This window comes from Bradyrhizobium sp. SRL28, assembly GCF_018596315.1.
Taxonomy (GTDB): Bacteria; Pseudomonadota; Alphaproteobacteria; order Rhizobiales; family Xanthobacteraceae; genus Bradyrhizobium.
In genome coordinates this window covers 1-18720 of sequence record NZ_JAHEAG010000010.1, presented here as the reverse complement: position 1 = coordinate 18720, position 18720 = coordinate 1, and the positions used below count along the sequence as shown (strand labels likewise).

General features: G+C 57.9%; 19 protein-coding genes and 1 pseudogene. 7 read left to right on the top strand and 13 right to left on the bottom strand.

Features of this window, described 5'->3' with window-relative positions; translation table 11 throughout:
* Window positions 1-59: 59 nt before the first annotated feature.
* The gene (locus KIP88_RS20955) at window positions 60-317 is read right to left on the bottom strand and encodes a hypothetical protein (protein ID WP_214489861.1); all 258 of its coding nucleotides are present in this window, start codon (window positions 315-317) and stop codon (window positions 60-62) included.
* 1151 nt (window positions 318-1468) lie between these two features.
* Window positions 1469-1693 carry a hypothetical protein gene (locus KIP88_RS20950; protein ID WP_214489860.1) on the bottom strand — a complete coding sequence of 75 codons (225 nt, stop codon included), beginning with the start codon at window positions 1691-1693 and terminating at the stop codon, window positions 1469-1471.
* Window positions 1694-2844: 1151 nt separating this feature from the next.
* On the opposite strand from KIP88_RS20950, the gene KIP88_RS20945 reads away from it, so the two are divergent.
* Entirely contained in the window at window positions 2845-4953 is a 2109-nt protein-coding gene (locus tag KIP88_RS20945; RefSeq protein ID WP_214489858.1) for a bacteriophage N4 adsorption protein A, read from the top strand.
* A 190-nt stretch (window positions 4954-5143) separates the two neighbouring features.
* Here KIP88_RS20945 and KIP88_RS20940 read toward each other — a convergent pair whose 3' ends face one another.
* The 5 genes from KIP88_RS20940 to KIP88_RS20920 all read right to left on the bottom strand — a co-directional run bounded on the left by KIP88_RS20940 (window position 5144) and on the right by KIP88_RS20920 (window position 9154).
* Entirely contained in the window at window positions 5144-5935 is a 792-nt protein-coding gene (locus KIP88_RS20940; RefSeq protein ID WP_214489856.1) for a PEP-CTERM sorting domain-containing protein, read from the bottom strand.
* A gap of 605 nt (window positions 5936-6540) precedes the next feature.
* Window positions 6541-6843, bottom strand: coding sequence for a hypothetical protein (locus KIP88_RS20935; RefSeq protein ID WP_214489854.1), 303 nt, complete (start codon window positions 6841-6843; stop codon window positions 6541-6543).
* A gap of 163 nt (window positions 6844-7006) precedes the next feature.
* Window positions 7007-7216, bottom strand: coding sequence for a hypothetical protein (locus tag KIP88_RS20930; protein WP_214489853.1), 210 nt, complete (start codon window positions 7214-7216; stop codon window positions 7007-7009).
* Window positions 7217-7629: 413 nt separating this feature from the next.
* Window positions 7630-7794 (bottom strand): hypothetical protein, encoded by a 165-nt coding sequence (locus tag KIP88_RS20925; RefSeq protein ID WP_214489852.1) that lies wholly within the window; start codon window positions 7792-7794, stop codon window positions 7630-7632.
* Between the two features lie 172 nt (window positions 7795-7966).
* A complete protein-coding gene (locus tag KIP88_RS20920; protein ID WP_214489851.1) occupies window positions 7967-9154 on the bottom strand; it encodes a glycosyltransferase family 2 protein in 1188 nt (395 codons plus the stop codon).
* 186 nt (window positions 9155-9340) lie between these two features.
* Between KIP88_RS20920 and KIP88_RS20915 the strand changes: the two genes are divergently transcribed.
* Together KIP88_RS20915 and KIP88_RS20910 are read left to right on the top strand one after the other, a co-directional pair.
* Window positions 9341-10540, top strand: a complete 1200-nt coding sequence (locus KIP88_RS20915; protein ID WP_214489850.1) for a glycosyltransferase — start codon at window positions 9341-9343, stop codon at window positions 10538-10540.
* Window positions 10541-10608: 68 nt separating this feature from the next.
* Window positions 10609-10929: a hypothetical protein gene (locus KIP88_RS20910; RefSeq protein WP_214489849.1), complete on the top strand. Its 321-nt coding sequence runs from the start codon at window positions 10609-10611 to the stop codon at window positions 10927-10929.
* Window positions 10930-11026: 97 nt separating this feature from the next.
* On the opposite strand, the pseudogene KIP88_RS48520 reads toward KIP88_RS20910, so the two are convergent.
* The 6 genes and pseudogenes from KIP88_RS48520 to KIP88_RS20880 form a co-directional block, all read right to left on the bottom strand.
* Window positions 11027-11137, bottom strand: a pseudogene (locus KIP88_RS48520) (PEPxxWA-CTERM sorting domain-containing protein); the annotation flags it as partial.
* A gap of 652 nt (window positions 11138-11789) precedes the next feature.
* Window positions 11790-12467, bottom strand: a complete 678-nt coding sequence (locus tag KIP88_RS20900; protein ID WP_214489847.1) for a PEP-CTERM sorting domain-containing protein — start codon at window positions 12465-12467, stop codon at window positions 11790-11792.
* 243 nt (window positions 12468-12710) lie between these two features.
* Window positions 12711-13391 (bottom strand): metallophosphoesterase, encoded by a 681-nt coding sequence (locus KIP88_RS20895; protein ID WP_214489846.1) that lies wholly within the window; start codon window positions 13389-13391, stop codon window positions 12711-12713.
* 141 nt (window positions 13392-13532) lie between these two features.
* Entirely contained in the window at window positions 13533-14444 is a 912-nt protein-coding gene (gene xrtV, locus KIP88_RS20890; RefSeq protein WP_214489845.1) for an exosortase V, read from the bottom strand.
* A gap of 59 nt (window positions 14445-14503) precedes the next feature.
* Entirely contained in the window at window positions 14504-14725 is a 222-nt protein-coding gene (locus tag KIP88_RS48515; protein ID WP_374226490.1) for an XrtV sorting system accessory protein, read from the bottom strand.
* A 54-nt stretch (window positions 14726-14779) separates the two neighbouring features.
* Window positions 14780-15652, bottom strand: a complete 873-nt coding sequence (locus tag KIP88_RS20880; RefSeq protein WP_214489843.1) for a hypothetical protein — start codon at window positions 15650-15652, stop codon at window positions 14780-14782.
* A gap of 255 nt (window positions 15653-15907) precedes the next feature.
* Here KIP88_RS20880 and epsI point away from each other — a divergent pair, with 255 nt between their 5' ends.
* From epsI to KIP88_RS20860, 4 genes are all read left to right on the top strand, one after another.
* On the top strand, window positions 15908-16609 hold the full coding sequence (gene epsI, locus KIP88_RS20875) for an exosortase-associated protein EpsI, V-type (protein ID WP_214489842.1): 702 nt from the start codon (window positions 15908-15910) through the stop codon (window positions 16607-16609).
* 40 nt (window positions 16610-16649) lie between these two features.
* Entirely contained in the window at window positions 16650-17354 is a 705-nt protein-coding gene (locus KIP88_RS20870; protein ID WP_214489841.1) for a serine protease, read from the top strand.
* 93 nt (window positions 17355-17447) lie between these two features.
* A complete protein-coding gene (gmd, locus tag KIP88_RS20865) occupies window positions 17448-18533 on the top strand; it encodes a GDP-mannose 4,6-dehydratase (RefSeq protein ID WP_214489840.1) in 1086 nt (361 codons plus the stop codon).
* The coding region (locus tag KIP88_RS20860; protein WP_214489839.1) for an NAD-dependent epimerase/dehydratase family protein at window positions 18514-18720 on the top strand (207 nt) is incomplete at its 3' end. The genes gmd and KIP88_RS20860, both read left to right, overlap by 20 nt.

Genomic DNA, 18720 nt, shown 5'->3' with positions numbered 1-18720 from the left:
GCAGCAGGCCATCAATCCACTCGGACAACGCTCCCGGTTGCGGGATCGAGCAGCCGTCCTCACCGCAGCCTGTCTTTCAAATGCAGGAAAAGCTTGCAGCAACCAAACGCGCTTAATAGCGCCGGCGGAAGCATGATCGCGGCAAGCAGCAAAGGCGACATGCTCGAAGGGCCGACCCATCTTTCAAAGAACCAGCCCAAAGCAAGATCGATGGAAACAACCAGCAAGGCGAGGGCAAGCAACGGCAAAAAGAGCCCTGTAAACATCGAACGCCAGCTTGGTGCAGCTGCTGACCAATCGATGCCATCGAAATTCATTTTAATAGCCATGATAATTGAACAACGTGATTATCTTTAAAACCAACCTGCGCCTTGGCGAACATCGGCAGTTAGTGGCGGACCAGTATCGGCGGCATTTCTGCAAATGCTATAACAGCGATTTGATACCGTTTATAGGCCGAAGCAGGCTTAATTTGGGTTCCACATGAATCCGCCTGTGGAGATAATAGCCGCACCCTCTAGTAGAAATCCGGCCGGCTCCGCACTCGCCCCTGATCCGATGGGGTCTGCCTACTTGGCCCGCGATAATGATTTAAGCCGCTATTATTCTTAATACCGAGGCTGTCTTCGAGTGGTCGCTTGATATTTGCGCGCGCCTCACCCTTCACGGTGATGAACAATTTCGAATCTGGTGCGTTATGCCCGACCAGTCAGCGATCAGCAGCCGGTCGAGAGCGCGCGGATGGTTATGCGAATCCTGTTCGTTTCATGGGCCGTTTTGCTGCTGGCATCGCAACTCATTTGCGGCTGCGCCACATTCTTTCATTGGCTTTCAGCAGGCTAACGGCACCATGCAGCGATGACGTCCGGCAGACAAGATCAATCCCAGGGCCACCAGCTGTAACGATACCGCGGATTACCGTAGTTGCCAGGTCCGGCGTACGGTCCATAGAAATTCTTGTCGCCGTAAACCCAGCGCGCCACGGGCCGTCGCACATTCGGTCGATAGCAGTTTCCCGCCTCGTCGCAGATGACCTTCGCGGCCGTGATCAACGAATCCGGGGTAGGCTGACTATGACTTAGAAGCGGCGCCGCATTGGCATTGGTAGCAATCAAGAGCCCGGCCCCCAGCACGGACGCACAGATCGTTCGCATGTTTCTTTCTCTCCTCGCGCGATTACTAGCTGCTTCGAAAATACAGAGACTCGAAAATACAAGACTGACGGCTGACCGCCGGCCAAACCGGAGCCTGCCTGGTCGAGCCTACCCCGCTTGACCGGATGCTGACTAGGGCCTTCCACGCGTATTTTTTCCACGATTATCCGGGGTTTGCGCGGCAATTTGAATTCGCGAGTTCAGCGGCGATGCCGCCAACAGCCGACATTCACCTCGAGGTATCAAGCTTCCGGCAAGTCCGGTCCCTCGGCTGAAAACAGAAAGCAAGTCGAACCCGTCGCCGGCCACATCTGCTACACCGGATGTCGGATGCCCGCCTGAACTGACGTTTCACGCAGCGACTGAAGCGTTCCTCGCGGAGAGCCGCACCGCCCACATTTCAGAATGGAACATGGATCCGGCTGGGCCTCGACCGGCAACGCAACCGTCAGGCTGCCGCATTGTTCGCAAACCAGCTTGAATGCTTTGCCACCCATCAGGGCGACGGTCGCTTCAACACCCATGTCGAATTTATCCATTCGGACTGCAGCAATCTGCCATGATTGCACGGTTGAAAAATGCCCAGTTAAAAACCTGTCAAGAGCCGGCCCGTGCGCCGCTCACGGATCAAAAGCCGGTTCCTGGTGCGTCCTGCAATGGCTGAGCGCATTTAACCCTAATGGGCCACCCATGCGATGAGGCCAGGACGGCAATGCCAGCGATCTGAAAGCCTAGCCGTTCTTCAATCTCATGCCGGGCTGCGAGGCATGCTGCGAATTGGAGGGGCGCTTCGATTTTCTGCCGCTACTCGTTGCGATCGCCCGCCGAGCAACCTTGCCTTAAGTTGACGGATCCACCGGCAATCCACCCAACTTCGTGGTCTGGCGATTTAATGAGCCCCAGCATCAAAATGGGGCCTGGCGCTGTCGGGGAATGGGCCGCTCGGTCCTGCCGAATGGAACTCACGTGTACAGGAGTCCCTGCGCCACTAGAAAATGGTTAAAGCGCGCTGCGTGATGGCTTTGCCTGATACTACGCAGCAAAAACATCACAGCTTCCAAAAAAGTGAGAAAAATGAATGACATCAAGGCCTATCGAGTCATTAAAGAGCCAAATCTCCGTTCCGCTGAATCGCCCCCTCGGTTACAAGTTCAGCGTCAAAATTTAACGGGATTGGCGTAGCGCTGGTTGCATGGGCGGTTGGGGCGGAAAATACCTGAACCAGACGGCATTTCGGGCGGCGCTGGGGGCGCTTTTGCTCGCCGTGGTTCTGTGCGCCGGCGCCAGCGCCCAGGTCGCTGATAGCGGTCCTCCGCTGGAGGGGGACGCCTATACGGCGGCGGAAACCGCTTACAAGGCGTTCGGCCAGGGCGACTACAAGGCTTCCGCAACAAGCGCCGCAGAGGCTGTGGCGCTCCGCCCTGATCTCCTGCGCCTGCACCTTCTCCTGATTGATTCGCTGGTCGCCGCGGGTGACCTGCCCCAGGCCGAGCAGGCAACAAAGACCGCATCGGCGGCGTTTGCCGGCAACCAGGAGCTCGAAGGGCGGCAAGCCGATATTCGGCAGCGCCTCGCCCAGCGGCCGGCCGGAGAAGGCTACAAGGCGCTAGAAAAGGGCGATGCCAAGGCGGCGGTGCGGGCGGCACGCAGCGCGGTCGAATATGCGCCGGCCTCGACGCCATACCGCCTGTTGTTGCTGAGCGCGCAGCTTGCCGACAATGATCTGCCCGGCGCGTTGACGACCGCCTCGGAAGCCGTTGCGCTCGATCGGGCAGACTATGTCCCCCTGGTATGGCGTGGCTATCTCAACCAGCGTCTGGGAAAGCGTGCCGACGCCGTTTCTGACTTTCGCGCTGCTCTCGCGATACCGGGCCTGACCGAGCCACAGCAAAAGAATATCCGCCTGATCGCCGCGGATGCAGCTCTTGCATCCGGAGACTTCAACGCCGCGATAGAGTTGCTGGGCAGCTATTCGCGAACCGATCCCAAGGTCATCACCCGACTGACCGACGCCGAAGGCGCACGCCAACGCGTTGGGGTTCTCCAGAGCCACGGCAATGGTATGCTGGCGCCGATCCAGACCTGTTTAACCAATGCCAGTGGCGTTCGCTGCGAACTCGAGGCCCCTCTGGTTTCGAGTATTCTCACTCCCGTTGCATCTGCTGAAGAGAAAGCCGCAACAGAAATCTATGAGGCGAAAGAGCGCGCTTATCGGGCCGAACGAGACAAGGACTACAAATTGGCCGTCGCCGAGGCGCGCAAGGCCGTGGAGCTTGAACCCGATGCCGTTGCGAGCCGGCTTCTGCTTGTCAATATCCTCATGTCTGCCGGCCGCTCCGCGGAGGCCGAGACGGAGGCTACCAAGGCAATCAATGCGGGGCGTGCGAGCGCTGAAATCTACGCGCAACGCGGATATGCGAGGAGCAAGCTCAAGAATTTCAATGGTGCGATGTCGGACTGGGAAACCGCCCTGAAGCAAGGCCTTCCTTCCGGTCAAGCCCGCAACGTCAGACTTTCGCTCGCCGATGCCGCCTTGACTTCAAAAGAACCCCTGCGGGCGTTGCGCGCGTTGCAGAAATTGCCCGTCAGCTACGACACGGCGATCCGCAAGGCCTATGCACTGCAGGCGCTTGGGCGGAAGGAAGAATCGCTCCCTGAGTTCAGGACAGCTGAACGGTTGGCAACCACGGCTGTCCAGAGGGACGGCGCGCTGCGGGCGCAGATCAACACCTTGGTCGAGCTAGATCGCAAACGAGAACCCCGCGTCCTGTTCGATCAGGCGATAGCCCATGGCAAATTGACTTCGATCCGGGACGCTGATGTTGGCTACCTGGCCGCCGCGGTCGGCAATGACGAAATTGCGTTGGCGCGCTTCGATCGCGCACACGCCCATGGACAATTGCCGGCTCGGGCTGCAATCGATGCGGGATACACCGCCATGCGGCGGTTCGAAAATCCAAAAGCGATCGCGTATCTCATGGAAGGGATCGACGCCAGGGCCGACGGGCGGATCTATCTTGACAATCAAAAGCTGTTCGAGACGCGTCGGACGGTTTCAGACCTGGCCCGCGTTTGGGGAATCAACACTTCGGTTTCATACGGCAAAGTCGGTTCGGCGCCCAATCCGTTCCTGATAACAACGGCGCCCAGCAGTTATACGTCGCAATTGGGAACCGAGTTCTATTATCGTCCGGAAGGGTTTGGATACAGGAACGGCGCGATATTCGAGCTGTTCGGTCGCCTTTTCGAAACCCTCTACGACCAGTCCGGCGGGCCAACGGGCGGACGCACGACACAGGGCATGGTGGGCGCGCGCTGGAAACCGTTCTCGAACGCCAACCTGGTTTTTGAAGTCGACAAGCTGTTTGCGCTTGGCGATGCGGCACGCGATGACACGCTGTTGCGCGCGCTCTACTCCTACACGGTCGGTACAGATCTGCGTGTTTTGGATGCGAGCTGGCCGACCTGGTACGTCTACGCGGAAGTGGATCGCTTCCTCGAGAAGCGACAGCTGGTCGCGATCATGGAAGGCCGCTTCGGACGAAGCTTCCGGCTCGATCCCATCAGCAGCAAACTGGTATTCTTCCCGCACGCCGTGCTGGCTGCAAACTACGACGATTCATTCGCGAACCGTTCCGCCTATTCGGCCGGCGCAGGTGGTTCGTTACGCTACTGGTTCGGCGAGACAAAATACATGGCGCCACCCTCGTACTGGGAGCTGACGCTGCAGTATCGCTGGCGCCTCGCGGGCGATCAGAGAGCCCAGGGCATCTTCGCGCAGACGTCGATAAACTATTGAACGGGTGCACATCTGCACTCGCTTGATTGCTACCGCTTCGGCCAATCAAAAATGGCGGTGGCCGAGCGTCCTTATTCCTTAGTGGATGTGAAGCGCTCGAATCAGACCGAACAATTCAATCAGCCCTGCTATCCAAAATAAAAGCCACCTTTCGGTGGCTTTCATCTTTTTCGGTTGCGCAAAGGTCAGATCATGCAACGGCTGGCGCGGGTCTGACGTTGCGTCGATACATCACAAAACCTAGCCCCGCAAATCCAAGAAGCATCATGATCCAGGTGGACGGTTCAGGCACGGCAGCAGTGAATTCCACCTCGCTGAGCATTATCCATGCCTGCTTGTTTACGTTGAAAGAGTTGGCGTTGAACAACTCATCACCAGGATACAAGCTGTGGTAAAAAATCGAATCCGCCAACAGACCGCCACGGAAAAGCTGGAACTGAAAATCAGTGTCTTGATCATAACTGATTGGTGTATCGAAGGTGAACGTCGCTTTCTCGACGACTGACGAAAGAGCTGAGAAGGTGGGTGTCAGTGCCTGCGTGACGCCATCAATGCTGAAGTTAATCTGGCCGGGCAGGCCAACGAGACCGCCTTGAAGGCTGTTCACCGCTTGCAACGGATTGGCGAAATAGAGCGATATCTGACTGATCTGGGATCCGGGCTTCAGAAAAAAATTCAGAACCGGGTCGGTGTATTTCCAGCCGACATATTGCTGAGGACCGAGCGTATAATCGGTCGTTGGAGCGATGCCATTGGTGAGGATGCCAGTGCCCCCCTTTAAGGGCGCCGCCTCCGTAATCGAGTTCACGGCTGGCGTAGTTCCGACGTACGCCCCGTCCAAGTAGTTGTAGGTGCCCAGCGAAACCGTTCCATTGCCGTTGTTCATCTCGTAACTGGTGACGGTGACCGGGCCGGCCGATGCCGCCGTAGAGCCCAGCAAGGTAGTCGATAGAGCAATGAGCAAACCAGACCGCAGCGACATATTAAATTCCTCAAGAGGTGAACAATTAAATCGAACACCATCGTTTATTGTTACCAAACTATTACCACGGGCTTTACCCGATGCAAGGCGCATCTTCCGCCGCAACGTTTATCGTTAACAGCCTGAACGCGCAGGTTGTTGCAAAAGATCACCCCGGAGGCGCGCTTCGCTTGGATTACCCCTCCATTTGTCTGAACGCGGCTCTATTCGGTTTGGCGGGCGGGGAATTCAATGCTCACAAGGCCGTGATAACTGCTTTGGTTAACACTGGCTGGCCCTTTAATCGAAGCCGAGTGGTGATTCCAACGGCTCTCGAAATGAGTCCGAGCGCTTCGCTCTCACATGAGCCATCGGGCTGTACTCGATATCGTTGCGATGGCCGGCTGGAGCCCCGCTGGACTATCCAGCCGCCGATGGAGGTCCTGCCCCTTCGGCACGCGATTCCGAGCCGGCGATCTGCATGATCTGATTCGGCAATCCGGACTTCTCCCATTTAATTAACCTTCATTTAATTGACTTTCGGGAGCCTTTCGCCCGAGTAACCCCCCTTGCACGATCGGATTAGTTCTGCCGCCGACCGCCCGGGGCGGTGTCCTGCCGCGAGACTACCGGGCTGTTTTGCCGACAGGGCCAGGATTGGGCACCCTTGCAAACTCGTTGGTCACGCCATCCGGAGCCGGCCCGAGAAAAACGAAGAAGCCCCTGTCCGTGACCACGATGTCGCCTTTCTGAAGCAGGCTATCGTTCATGGCCATGTCCGAAGCGATCCGCGCAGCCTCGGCGGCAGAGGGCGGCGGCCGCTTGATGCGGCCGCTCTCCTGCGCAGACACCGCTGTGCTCAACAGTAAAGCGGCCGGGACGACGAAGGGTTTCCACATAGCTTCCGACACGGAGAAACGGATGGCCATCTCCACAGCCGCCTGAACGGGCACACGTCGTGCGGCCAAATGTTCGGTCAAGCTTGCAGCAGCACCGCTCCCGACTTGCGGTCACAGCATCGTAAGGCCCGACGGTCTACGTTCTGCAAAGCTATCACGTAGGTCCCGGCATCGCCACAATGGGGCGGAAGGTTCAGGAATTCATTCGGACCTTGGCCATCCCCGAACATACCGTAGCGGCGAACCTGTTTTCCGGGCCCGCTTTCGGTTCGATGTCTGGCCCGCGATCACCCCCATCCAATTGACCGCGCAATGCTCTTTCGAGCTGCAGCCAATCGCTGTCTTTGATCTCGGTCGATTCATTCAGCGCGGCCAGCAGCGCGCTTGTCAGCTTATCCGACATGGGTCCCATCCTCTTGCGCTATCCGGCAGCCACCCCGGAGGCCACAAGCCCGAAGAAGAACGGCGATGCAACCTACCCCAAGGCGTGCATCACTCCGACGCTATCCATGAGGGGAACCCGACAGCGCAGTGATTCGCAAGCCAACCAGCCGGCTTGTCGTCCCTTTTTCCAGCCAAGTGGCGGAGGGGCATCTATGCCGGAATAGCCCAGAAATCGCCTTGCCACGATTGTCCGTGAAAGAGCCAGGACATAGTTTGGGGGGCGATCCACTACGCCGATGACAAATACCAGGAGCGCCAGCTAAGCCCCCAAGAGCCATTCCACGCTGGCAAATATGGCCCACAGCCAGCCAACCATGGCGATCCCGATCGATGCAAGATACAGCGGCGGAGCCAACCCCTGACGGAACTTTTTCATTGCGAACTTCGCAATGCTTCCGCCTGGGACAAGCGCTCGCGAAGGCGTCGCAATTCCAGGTACCGCTCCGCAATGCTTACAGCCGTGGGCTTTTTCAAAGCCTTCTTCGGCTTCTTTGATTTCGGCAGAACATCCACGGTCATGCGGCTGTGCGCTTTCATGGGTAACCCCCTGCTCCTGCCTGAAAACTCAAGCAAACAATGTGCCAGTGAAATTTAGGTGATGCGACCAGAACCCCGGACTAATCTTTGTCTGGCGCGTTCTTATTGGAGTTCGATAACGCTTGCGTGACCCGTTTGGGGGAAGTCGCGGAAAAAACCCGCGGGCCTTCGGCTAATTTGGCGTTGAACGGTCGGTCCGTATCCATTGGGACGCGGTGCCGCCTATCAACATCCGGCCGTAGAGCCGGATTTTTTTCAATGCAAAAGTGCCGAGCGATAATGCCTCATGCGCAGGAAAAACCTGACGCCCAAATTTAAACCAAGCCAGAGCAACACATAAGAAAAATCCGACGAGGTTGCCGCCTGCGATCAGGGCGGGCAGCCACGGCCCTCCAAGCAGTGCAACTGACGAGGTCAGGACCGTCGTCCCGACGACCAATAGCGCAAGGAGAGAGAGCGGCGGCACCAGAAGATCGAGCGCCAGTGCAAGGACGTTCAAGTCGCCGCGCATTAAACCCACAGCGAGAAGTCGCGGAACGAATTTCCCGATTGTGGCGAGATGACCCTGTACCCAGCGCTGACGCTGACTCTCGGTCCCCTTGGCGCTTGTGGGGAACGTGCTGGTAACCCTCACGAACGGAAAGAAGTACGAAGCTTTGCCTGTTTCCGCCAGATCGAGCCCCAGCTTCAAATCCTCCACCAGGTGACCGCTGGCCAGTGGGACGGAGCTGATCGCACTCCACGGAAACATCATTCCTGTCCCCATCAGTTGAACGGGGCCATGAAGGTTTCTTAGTCCAAGAGGACGAACCCAGTTCCGGAGAATCCAGGCGAACTCCGCGAAGCTGTGATTGATGGGTGAGTTTTCTGCGCTTCGCATCATGAACAGCGCTTGTACCGGCCGCTGAACCCCGTGACAGGTCCGCTTTAGCCCTTCGATCAGGTCGGCCTCAAGCCGGCAATCGGCATCGACAAAGAGAACAAAATGGGGCGGGTTCTGGCTAAGATGGGTTATGCCCCACCCCATCGCGAAACCCTTGCCAATTCTTTCGGGGTCGTTGCGGACAATGACCTCGGCACCCGCTGCGGCCGCAACCGCCGCGGTGTCGTCGGTGCAATTATCGGCGACGACGACAAGGCGATCTCCAACGCCTAGCTGCGCCTTGATATCCTGCAGCGTTGGAATAAGTCCCAAGCTCTCATTGTGCGCAGGAACAACGACCGCAACGCGCTTCTCGATATTTAATTCCTGGACCTCGAAAGGCTCCAGCTTTGGCGCCTTGAGAGCTGCAATTACTTCAACCAGCAGGACAGCCACGGGAACGCTGAGCAATCCAGCCAGTGCGGCCAAGATCAACATTTCATAAATACCGATCTCGAAACGTTTGACTTAACGTCTTGTCAGGCAAAAAAGTGAGTATGGAAGCCGGGTATAAATATCCTGTTTCTTTCTCGATTACTACTATATTTCCCAAATAGATAAATGGGACGCGGGACCCGTATTTTATCGGGCCTACTTTCGGATAAGTCGGGCAGAGCACGCTTTATGAAGATCGCCTATCTGGTTAACCATTATCCGGCGATCAGCCACAGTTTCATTCGACGCGAAATATTGGCGCTCGAACGCCTGGGCCACGAGGTCCTGCGAATATCGATCCGGGGCTGGGCCGATGCGCAGCGCGGCGCCGAAGATCAGCTTGAGCAGGCTCGCACGCGCTACGTCCTGCGCGGCGGTGCCGTGCCGCTGCTGGCTTCATTCCTGCGCATCCTGGCAACCAATCCCGCCGGCCTGTTTCGCGCGATCAGTTTGACATTGAAGGTCGGTCTGCGGGCGGAGCGCCCCCTGCCCGTTCATCTGATTTATCTGCTCGAAGCGTGTCAGGTGGCCCTGTGGCTGCGCAGCGAAAAGGCGCAGCACCTGCACGTTCATTTCGGAACCAATTCTGCCGAAGTCGCGATGCTGGTCGGCGAGCTGGGAGGGCCGCCCTGGAGCTTTACCGCCCACGGCCCCGAAGAATTCGACAAGCCGAAGTTCATCGCGCTGCCTGAGAAAATCCGGCGGGCCCGCTTTGTCGTCGCGGTCAGTTCATTCGGGCGAAGCCAGCTCTTTCGCAATGTCCCCCACTCCTATTGGCCCAAGATCAAGGTGGTCCATTGCGGGCTTGAACCGGCCTTCTATCAAGCCGATGCCGCCACGCCGCCCGGCGGCCAACGGCGATTGGTTTGCGTGGGCCGCCTGTGTGAACAGAAGGGGCAGCTGCTCCTGATCGAGGCGGCGCGGCTGCTGGCGGAGCGCGGGACCAAGTTCGAACTGGTGCTCGCCGGCGATGGCGAAATGCGCGGCGAAATCGAGGCGCTCACCGCAAAATACAGGCTGACGGATACCGTGCGGATAACAGGCTGGATCAGCAGCGACGAGGTTCGGGCCGAAATTCTCGCAGCCCGGGCGCTGGTGTTGCCGAGCTTCGCCGAAGGCCTGCCGGTCGTCATCATGGAAGCCATGGCGTTGCGCAGACCGGTCATCACGACGTTCGTCGCCGGCATCCCCGAACTGATAAGGCATGGCGAGCACGGCTGGCTGGTTCCTGCCGGCGATCTTGAGAGTTTAGCCGCAGCAATGGAGGAATGTCTCGGCACCGCGCCGGAAGCGATCACGCGAATGGGAGAAAGTGCCCGTCAACGGGTCCTGCAACGCCACGATATCGACAAGGAAGCGGCTAAGCTCATCAAGCTGATTGAAGCCTAGACGGCTGTTGGGGCCGACAATTGTCGGCGGCGCCGGTTATCTTATTCCTCATGCTTCCGGGAAATGAGATGAGGACACAGCTTTCTCTATTGGCGGTTTTAATGATGATCGGCTCGATGCAGCCGGCCATCGGTCAGGTCAACATGCAGTACAGCGGCCGATATGGCGGACAGTACAGCGGCCAGTATGGCGGGCAATTTAGCGGACAATACAGCGGGCAGTATTATGGGCGGGGGAGCAGCGACCAGACCGCCTCACCAAACGCGCTGGACAGAAAGCTCGATATTTTTGGCTATCCGGTCAATTCCGGCGCGTGCGGGCAGCTTTACTATCCCTCGCCCGGAACGGATTATGTGCTCCATGACCGCCAGGGACGGCGCTGTTATTAGAACAATGTGCTGCCCCCCTGTGCATTCATCGCGTTTGGCAGACAGCAAAAGACCGGCCGTAGGCGGTCCTGGCGTCAGCGAATTTCTTAGATCCGTTTCAGGCCGCCGCAAAGCCATTCCGGCGCCGACGAGAGGCCAGCAGGCCGATGCCGGCAAAGCCCAAAATCATCATCGCCCAACTCGAAGCCTCAGGTACAGCCGGGGTGGCATCGAAGCTGACCGTCGAGAAATTTCCCTTCGCGTCGACCAGAAGCAGCGTCACGAGGCTCGCCAGTTCCGCCGTTCCGAAAAAGAAATTGCTCGAGCTCTCGTCCGGACCGATGGTCAGCGAACTGACGTGGAAAACCGGACGTCCCTTCGAAAATGTCCAAAACCCCGGGGCAGTCAGATAGCCGAAGCCAGTCTTGGGATAACCAAGCACGGGCGTCTTGCCCGCGATCCAGCCCGGCTCCGTCGTCCAGCTGCTGACGCTCGAGGCGAGCGGATTCGTGACCGAAAATCCGTAGATATATTCGGAAACCGAATTGTTGATGACGGTGTAATGGCCGGTATTGCCTGGGCCGGCGGTCTCGATGACTGCAAAATCAGCACCCGAAACAACAACCGCCTTTGCCGGGTTCAACGGGCTGAGGCCAATCAACAATCCGACTGCAAGCATCCAAGCCGCGAGCGTGTTCACTCTTAACGAAAGCATTTAAATCCCCATTTCACCGTTCCGCGCCCGGACCTAATTTCGCTCGGGCGGAAAATTCACATCAAGCAAACTGATCGATACTAGACTAGACCTGCGCTAACCTCACTGGGTCACAATCCGCGATTTTCGTCGCAGTGCAGCTCGCGCTATGCCTGCGCCTTGTTGATCAGCTGCTCTGGCGCGCGGGCAGTCGGGCACCAAAAAGACCGATCCCGACGAAGCCAAGCAGCAGCATGACCCAGGTAGCCGGCTCCGGAATGGCGGATACCGCCGCGTCAAATTTCAGCGCATTGAGATTTAACACGGGGTCTGACGAGGTGAGCAAAATCGTATTGAACGGATTGTCGTCGGTTACGCCGAAAAAGCTCTTGAGATTGTAAGCATATCCCGCGCTGGGCCGCGTCCGCGTTTCGCCATTGGAAAATGTGAACGTAACGTCAGATCCGAAGAACGTATCGAAGTTCAACGCGAATGCCTTTACGGGAGCGGCAAGCGTGATCAGGATATTTGCGACGCCATCACTTTGTTGCTGCGAGGACAAAACCGGAAAAAAACCGTTGGACCCGCTGAACGTCGATCCAATGTTGTAAAAACTTCCGTTGCCCAAGGCGGCATTCGTCGCAAACAGTACACCGCCATAGCTGACGGAGGCCGTGCCGCTTCCAAAATTGTCATATCCCTCAGAACCTGTCGGATCGGGAATTGCAAGAGAGGTGTAGCCAGGTACGGCCGCGCTCCACGAAGCAAAGTCGCCGTAGGTGACCAAGCCGGCGTCTGCGTTGACCGTGCCTGCAAACAACATCAGCGCCGCCCCAAAGGCAGCCGGGTTCATCTTCATGAACATCAAGGTTCCTGAATTTTGTGTGAAAACGAACGCGGCACTGATTCGTGGCTAGATATTAGCGGAAACAAGCCGTCACCGAAAAGGAATTAAACTTTAATTCGGGATTGGCGTGACCAACGCGGCACGGACTTTATTCAAAATTCAATGCTCTACTCGGTCGCCCGCAAGGTGAGCCGGGAATTATGCGACTTGTCGCTGATGGGACAGCCTGGAGAGCATCTCTACGCCGACGATGGGCCAGTCCTACATTTCGCGGCCGAATACTTCCAGGTACTCGGAGGCACCGCCGGGCCGGTCGTCGTCAAATACCCCGATGACCAACCGCCCCGTCTTCCAGGCCAATCCGTCGAGATTCGTCTTGTGTCTGCCTGCAAGTGGCGCGCGCGGATCGGCGTGGTGACCGTGTACGACATGCCGATGCCCATGCCCGACATCGGCGCCGCCGGAATAGCGCTTCCAGAGCAACGTTTCCTCGTTCTGCTGATCGAGCGGAGCCTTTGGATCTACCGCGGCGTGAACGAATATTCTGTGCCGATCGACATGCATCAGCGGAAGATTGGCGATCCAGTTCAGATGGCCGGTCGGGATTGCGCGCAAATCGGGGAGCGTTGGACTTTGGTCATATGATCCCAGCGTCTCACCTCCCCCATTCCTAATCCACCAGTCGAGTTCGGCCCTATTCTCACAGACCGCGCACATCATGGCCTCGTGGTTGCCCTTCAGATTGACGACCTTCGATTCATCCGGTCTCCAGTTCATGAGACGCTCGATGACCTGTCTGCTCTGCGGCCCGCGGTCGACATAGTCGCCCAAGGTTATGATCGTGGAGGCCATCCCTGCAGCGTGCCGGGCAACCGCGTCAATCGCGCGATCCAGGAGATCCAGCCGGCCATGAAGGTCGGGTATGGCGTACGTTCGGCTCACGGCAACCTTCGTCAAGGACCGGTCTTGAAGTGGAACGAGCTTAGCATAGCTCGCCGCGAACGAGCCACCCCGCAGAAAGCGCATGCACGAGCAAAGCGCCTCAACGAGTGATTTCACAAGGCGCAATGAAGATGTTCGAAGCTAAGCGGGTGTCGCTGTTTCGGCACGGTTGCGAACCCGGCGCACAATCGCATAACAAAGGCCCAGAAAGGCATCGAACAGGAACAGCAGAACAACCGCGACGACGAAAAGGCCGATGCCGGTGAGATCGTGCAGAATTCCCTCGAGCATGTCAGGTCCCAGGTAATAAGCGATCAGGACAAGAGCGAAAACGCGAAAGAAATTTGCGATGATGGTAATGGGTATGATCGCCGCGAGAAGGAACAGGCTGCGAATTTTCTGCTGCCAGCGAAACGCATAGGCGTAAAAAACGCCGATCGCGGACAATGCAAAAATCGAATTCATTCCGGAACAGGCGTCCTTTACCAGGAGCTGATAGGTTCCGATCATGATCATGACGCCGTTCTGAGCAACCGGAAAACCCGTCGCATAGAGCACGTTGGTTACGACGTTCGAAATAAAGACCTTCAGCGGAACCGTGGCGGCATCGACCAGCCAGTCGGGCATCGGCACTGCAAAGATCAGGAAGCCGATCGGAAACGCGAGTACTCGCATTACCGGCCATCCAGCCGAAATCAGGACACAGCCGACGATGACAGGAATCAAGGAAAAAGTCTCGAAGGTGACCAACCCCTGCTGGATTCGGGCCAGATAGAGGATGACAAGGCCGCCGAGGAGCGCAATCCACCCCGTGACGGGAGCCGGAGAAATTTCAACGGTCCTCAACTTCTCGCGCGATTGCCAGATCAGCCAGAGCGTGGCTGCAATGATAAGCGGACCGTGTCCCTCCTGCTCCGTTTGCCAAGGCCCATCAATCAAACTGAGAACGGTCTGGGCATAGGCAGCGATCACAGAGACGCCAAGCAGCGCCGGCCACAAAAAAGGGCCGAGAAAACCTGCCTTAGCCGATGGCATTACTTGCGAATATGTCATTCAAATACCAACAGGTTCCAAAACCTAGTTTACTGATAGCATTAAAAGGAACAAGCCGCTTATCGCCGCACTATCAAAACCGCGTAACCAGCGCCAGCAAGAATCAGGACCAGCGCAAGGTAGAACGAACCAGCATTTCCGACCTGGTTGGCGACGGCGAATACGATGCCGGCCAGCATGAAGTGCAGCAACGTTCGATTGTCGCGCTCGGTGAATCGGAAAAACGCGATCACCAGCGCCACGAAGCATGTAACGGTCAATACATCAAAAAACGTTGTCATGTCGTCGATATGCCTTGAGGAACTTTTTTACGGCGGCGCGCTCACATCCTGCGCTCAGTTCTTCTTGCCATCGCCTGGCTGCATGATCTTCGCGTAATCACCTTCATATTTTGCTTCGAGGTTCGCCGAGTAGGTCGCGATCCCCATCTCGGCCTTGACCGCGTCCGCGCGCATCAATTGCCGCGCCAGATTGGCCGCAGGCTCTCCTTCGAGCGGGCGTGGCTCCTCGCCCTTGACTTTGAAGAACATTCCGTTCTGGCCGGCGCGAACAAAGAACACGTCATCCGCCTTCTTGGCCTCGATCAAGCCGTAAAACTCCGGTGGGAGATCGCCGCTGTTCAGCGCGCCCATTTGCCGGCCGTGGGGGATTCCGGCTGCGGTAAGCTTCTGGTCGATTTCGTCGAGCGATTTGGCACCCTTGTTCGCTTCGACGAAGGACTGGGTGGTCGGCGTTATTGGAAATGCGATCTGTTCAACGCTGAGCAATTTTCTGCCGGCAAATTTCGCCGGGTTGTTGGCGATGTACCTGTCGACATCTACCTTGCCCGGCGCCTTGGCTGCCGCCGTGCGCTGCAGATACGCATTCTCGAGGATCTGCTCGCGTGATCTCAGCAGGTCCAGCAGCACGCCCGGCTCGCGATCGAGTTTTGCCGCCATGGCCTGGCGGAGCAAATATTTGCGCACGACCAGTTCACCCAGGACGCGCTTGACGATCTCGGGCTCCTTCTGCTTGTCCGGAGTTATGTTCGCCCAGCGGAACTCATTCTCGAGATCCTGAACGGTTACGACTTCCTCGCCGACACGCGCAACGACCTGTCCTTTGCTAGCCGCGGGCTGATCGCTTTTCTTGCCGCACCCGGCCAAGGCGACCGCGCTACAGGCAAGCAAGACGGCAAGCCGCGCGATCTTGATGGACATACCCTTCATCCAGAACTCCGTGTATCCAAATAGGCCGAGAAGCATATACAATAGGCTGGCCGTGCCCTAATCTCGGTATGACTAAACAGCGCGCTGTCCCGGGTCGAGCCAATAACGCCTTTTCACTGCGGTTTCGGTTATTTATGTTAATTTCGTTAAGGGGGCCGATTATCTCTTTCTTTTGACTGCAAATAAGCCTGTTGGAGTATATCCTCGTCCAGAACGGCTGATCCAATTAACTCTTGAAGATTTTGCGTGGCCTCAATGAAATACCCTCGAATTCAGATCATATTGGCATGTATCGCAATCGTCGGCTGCGCCGTGCTTGCGACCGTGCTGGCGCCCCGCCAACTGATGGCCCGTACATCGGCCTCCCCCAGCCTTGAAACCGTCATCCCCCGTCAGTTCGGAACCTGGACGCTGGTTCCGGAAATCAGCCCGGTCCGCCCGGCGGATCCGGACGCATTCGTTCAGCCGGACCCGCTCGCAGGAAAGATCTACAGCCAGGAAGTCGGTCGAGGCTATACCGACGGGCATGGCAATATCGTCATGCTGATGGTCGCATATGGTCCGGTGCAGAACTATCGGCTGAAGTCCCATCGCCCGGAGATTTGCTATACCGCCAATGGCTTCCGGATCTCGGAAAAAGCGGACGCCGTGATCAGCTATCGCGACGGCGCGCAACCCATCAAGATGGCCCGGTTGATTGCGGCAAGGGAGTCGCGCTTCGAGCCGGTCACCTACTGGCTGCGGATCGGCAATGACATCGCCAATGGCGTCGTCGGTCATCAGCTCAGCCGATTGAAGTATGGCCTGCGCGGCATCATTCCCGATGGCGCTCTGATCAGGGTCTCCACGATCGGTCTGCCGAAGGATGTATCATTCAAGCTGCAGGACCAATTTATCCGCGATCTGCTTGCCGCAATTCCGCCTCAGGAACTCAAGTTCTTTACCGGCGCGAGCTGAAGATCGCCGCTAACAAACGACGTGCACCTGGCAGGTAATTTTGGCGTTCGATCGACCTACCGCGAAGTCGCTGTGCGCACCATTTCTCCAGGGCGCACTTCTTCTGGTGGTCCTGTGGCAGCCAGCACGCGCGCAAGGCGCCGACGAAACGCTGCTGCCGTACGCGGTGCACATTCACCAGACGCCGATGCAGAGCTGGGGACCAGGATCCGGCATCTATCTTGGAAAAGGCCTGTTCATCACGGCCGCGCATGTTGCAGGCCGAACCTGGCGCACGCGGCCCAAGATAGCAATCGCCGGGTTGGAATATCCTACCCGCGTTATCAAGGAAGGCAGTCTCGAGGGAACAGATCTCACGCTGCTATCGGTCGAGGAAGAGCTTCTTCCGGCACGCTTGCGACTTCGGCGAAACTCGATCTGCACCGACCCGCCCAGCCCCGGACAAGAGGTTGTGACCATCGTGCCGGGATCTGCCGTGCGCTCACACATCCTGGCACCCGATCGGCTGCCGGTCGGAACCCGCAGCAGGTTCAGCACGGTCATCGCCGACGTGGCGCGTACCGGCAATTCCGGATCAGGGGTGTTTGACGTCAAGCGCAAATGCCTGCTCGGAATAATGAGCCGAAAAATATCGCAAACGTATTCTCGCCCTGGTAGCAGAAAGACAGAAACGCGTGATATCGCCAAATACTTTGTACCGGCCTCGGAAATTGCGGCCTTCTTACCTGCCCATTTGCAGCTCTAGTCGCCCCTCTTTGGCTCTGCCGATTGATCGCCCGCACATTGAGGCAAATCACGGGATTAGCGATGACACGTTGAAAGAAGGGTTGAAGCTGCCATGACGAATGAACATTCACAGCGGCGCGTGGCGCTGATCACCGGAGTTACAGGCCAGGACGGCGCCTATCTCGCCGAATACCTGCTCGGCCTCGGCTATGAGGTCCACGGCATCAAGCGGCGCTCGTCCTCGTTCAACACCGCGCGCATCGATCATCTCTATGAAGACCGGCACACCGGCAATGTGCCGTTCCTGCTGCATTACGGCGACATGACGGATTCGACCAATTTGATCCGGCTGATGCAGCAGATCAGGCCGAGCGAGATCTACAACCTCGCCGCCCAGAGCCATGTCGGCGTCAGTTTTGAGAGCCCGGAATATACCGCCAATGCCGACGCCATCGGCGTGCTGCGGCTGCTGGAGGCGATCCGCATTCTCGGCATGGAGAAGGAGACGCGGTTCTATCAGGCCTCGACCTCGGAACTCTACGGCCTGGTCCAGGAGGTGCCGCAGAAGGAATCCACGCCGTTCTACCCGCGCTCGCCCTACGGCGTCGCCAAGCTCTACGGCTACTGGATCACGGTCAATTACCGCGAGGCCTACGGCATCTATGCCTCGAACGGTATCCTGTTCAACCACGAGAGCCCGATCCGCGGCGAGACCTTTGTGACGCGCAAGATCACGCGCAGCGTCGCGCGGATCGAGACCGGCCTGGAACAGGTGCTCTATCTCGGCAACCTCGAAGCCAAGCGCGACTGGGGCCATGCGCGGGATTATGTCGAGGGCATGCACAGGATATTGCAGGCGGATGCGCCCGACGACTTCGTGCTGGCGACCGGTGAGACCCGTTCGGTGCGCGAATTCGTCGAACTGGCATTCGCCGAAGTCGGCCGCACCATCGAGTGGCGCGGCAAGGGCGTTGATGAAACCGGCGTCGACAAACAATCCGGCAAGACCATGGTCCGGATCGATCCGGTCTACTTCCGGCCGACCGAAGTCGATCTTCTGATCGGCGATGCCAGCAAGGCGCGCGAGAAGCTCGGCTGGAAGCCCAAAACGTCGTTCGCCCAACTGGTCAAGGAAATGGTCGCGAGCGACCTCGGTGACGCAAGGCGGGAGGTCGCCAATGGCATGCCTTCCGTTTGAGCTGAAGGGCAAGACCGTCTACGTCGCCGGGCATCGCGGCATGGTCGGGTCTGCGCTGGTGCGCCGGCTGGCGCGAGAAGACGTTGAGCTGCTGACGGCGACAAGGGACGAAGCCGATCTGCGCGATCAGGCCGCGGTCAACCGCTGGTTCGCCGCCAGGCGCCCGCAGGTGGTGTTTCTGGCGGCG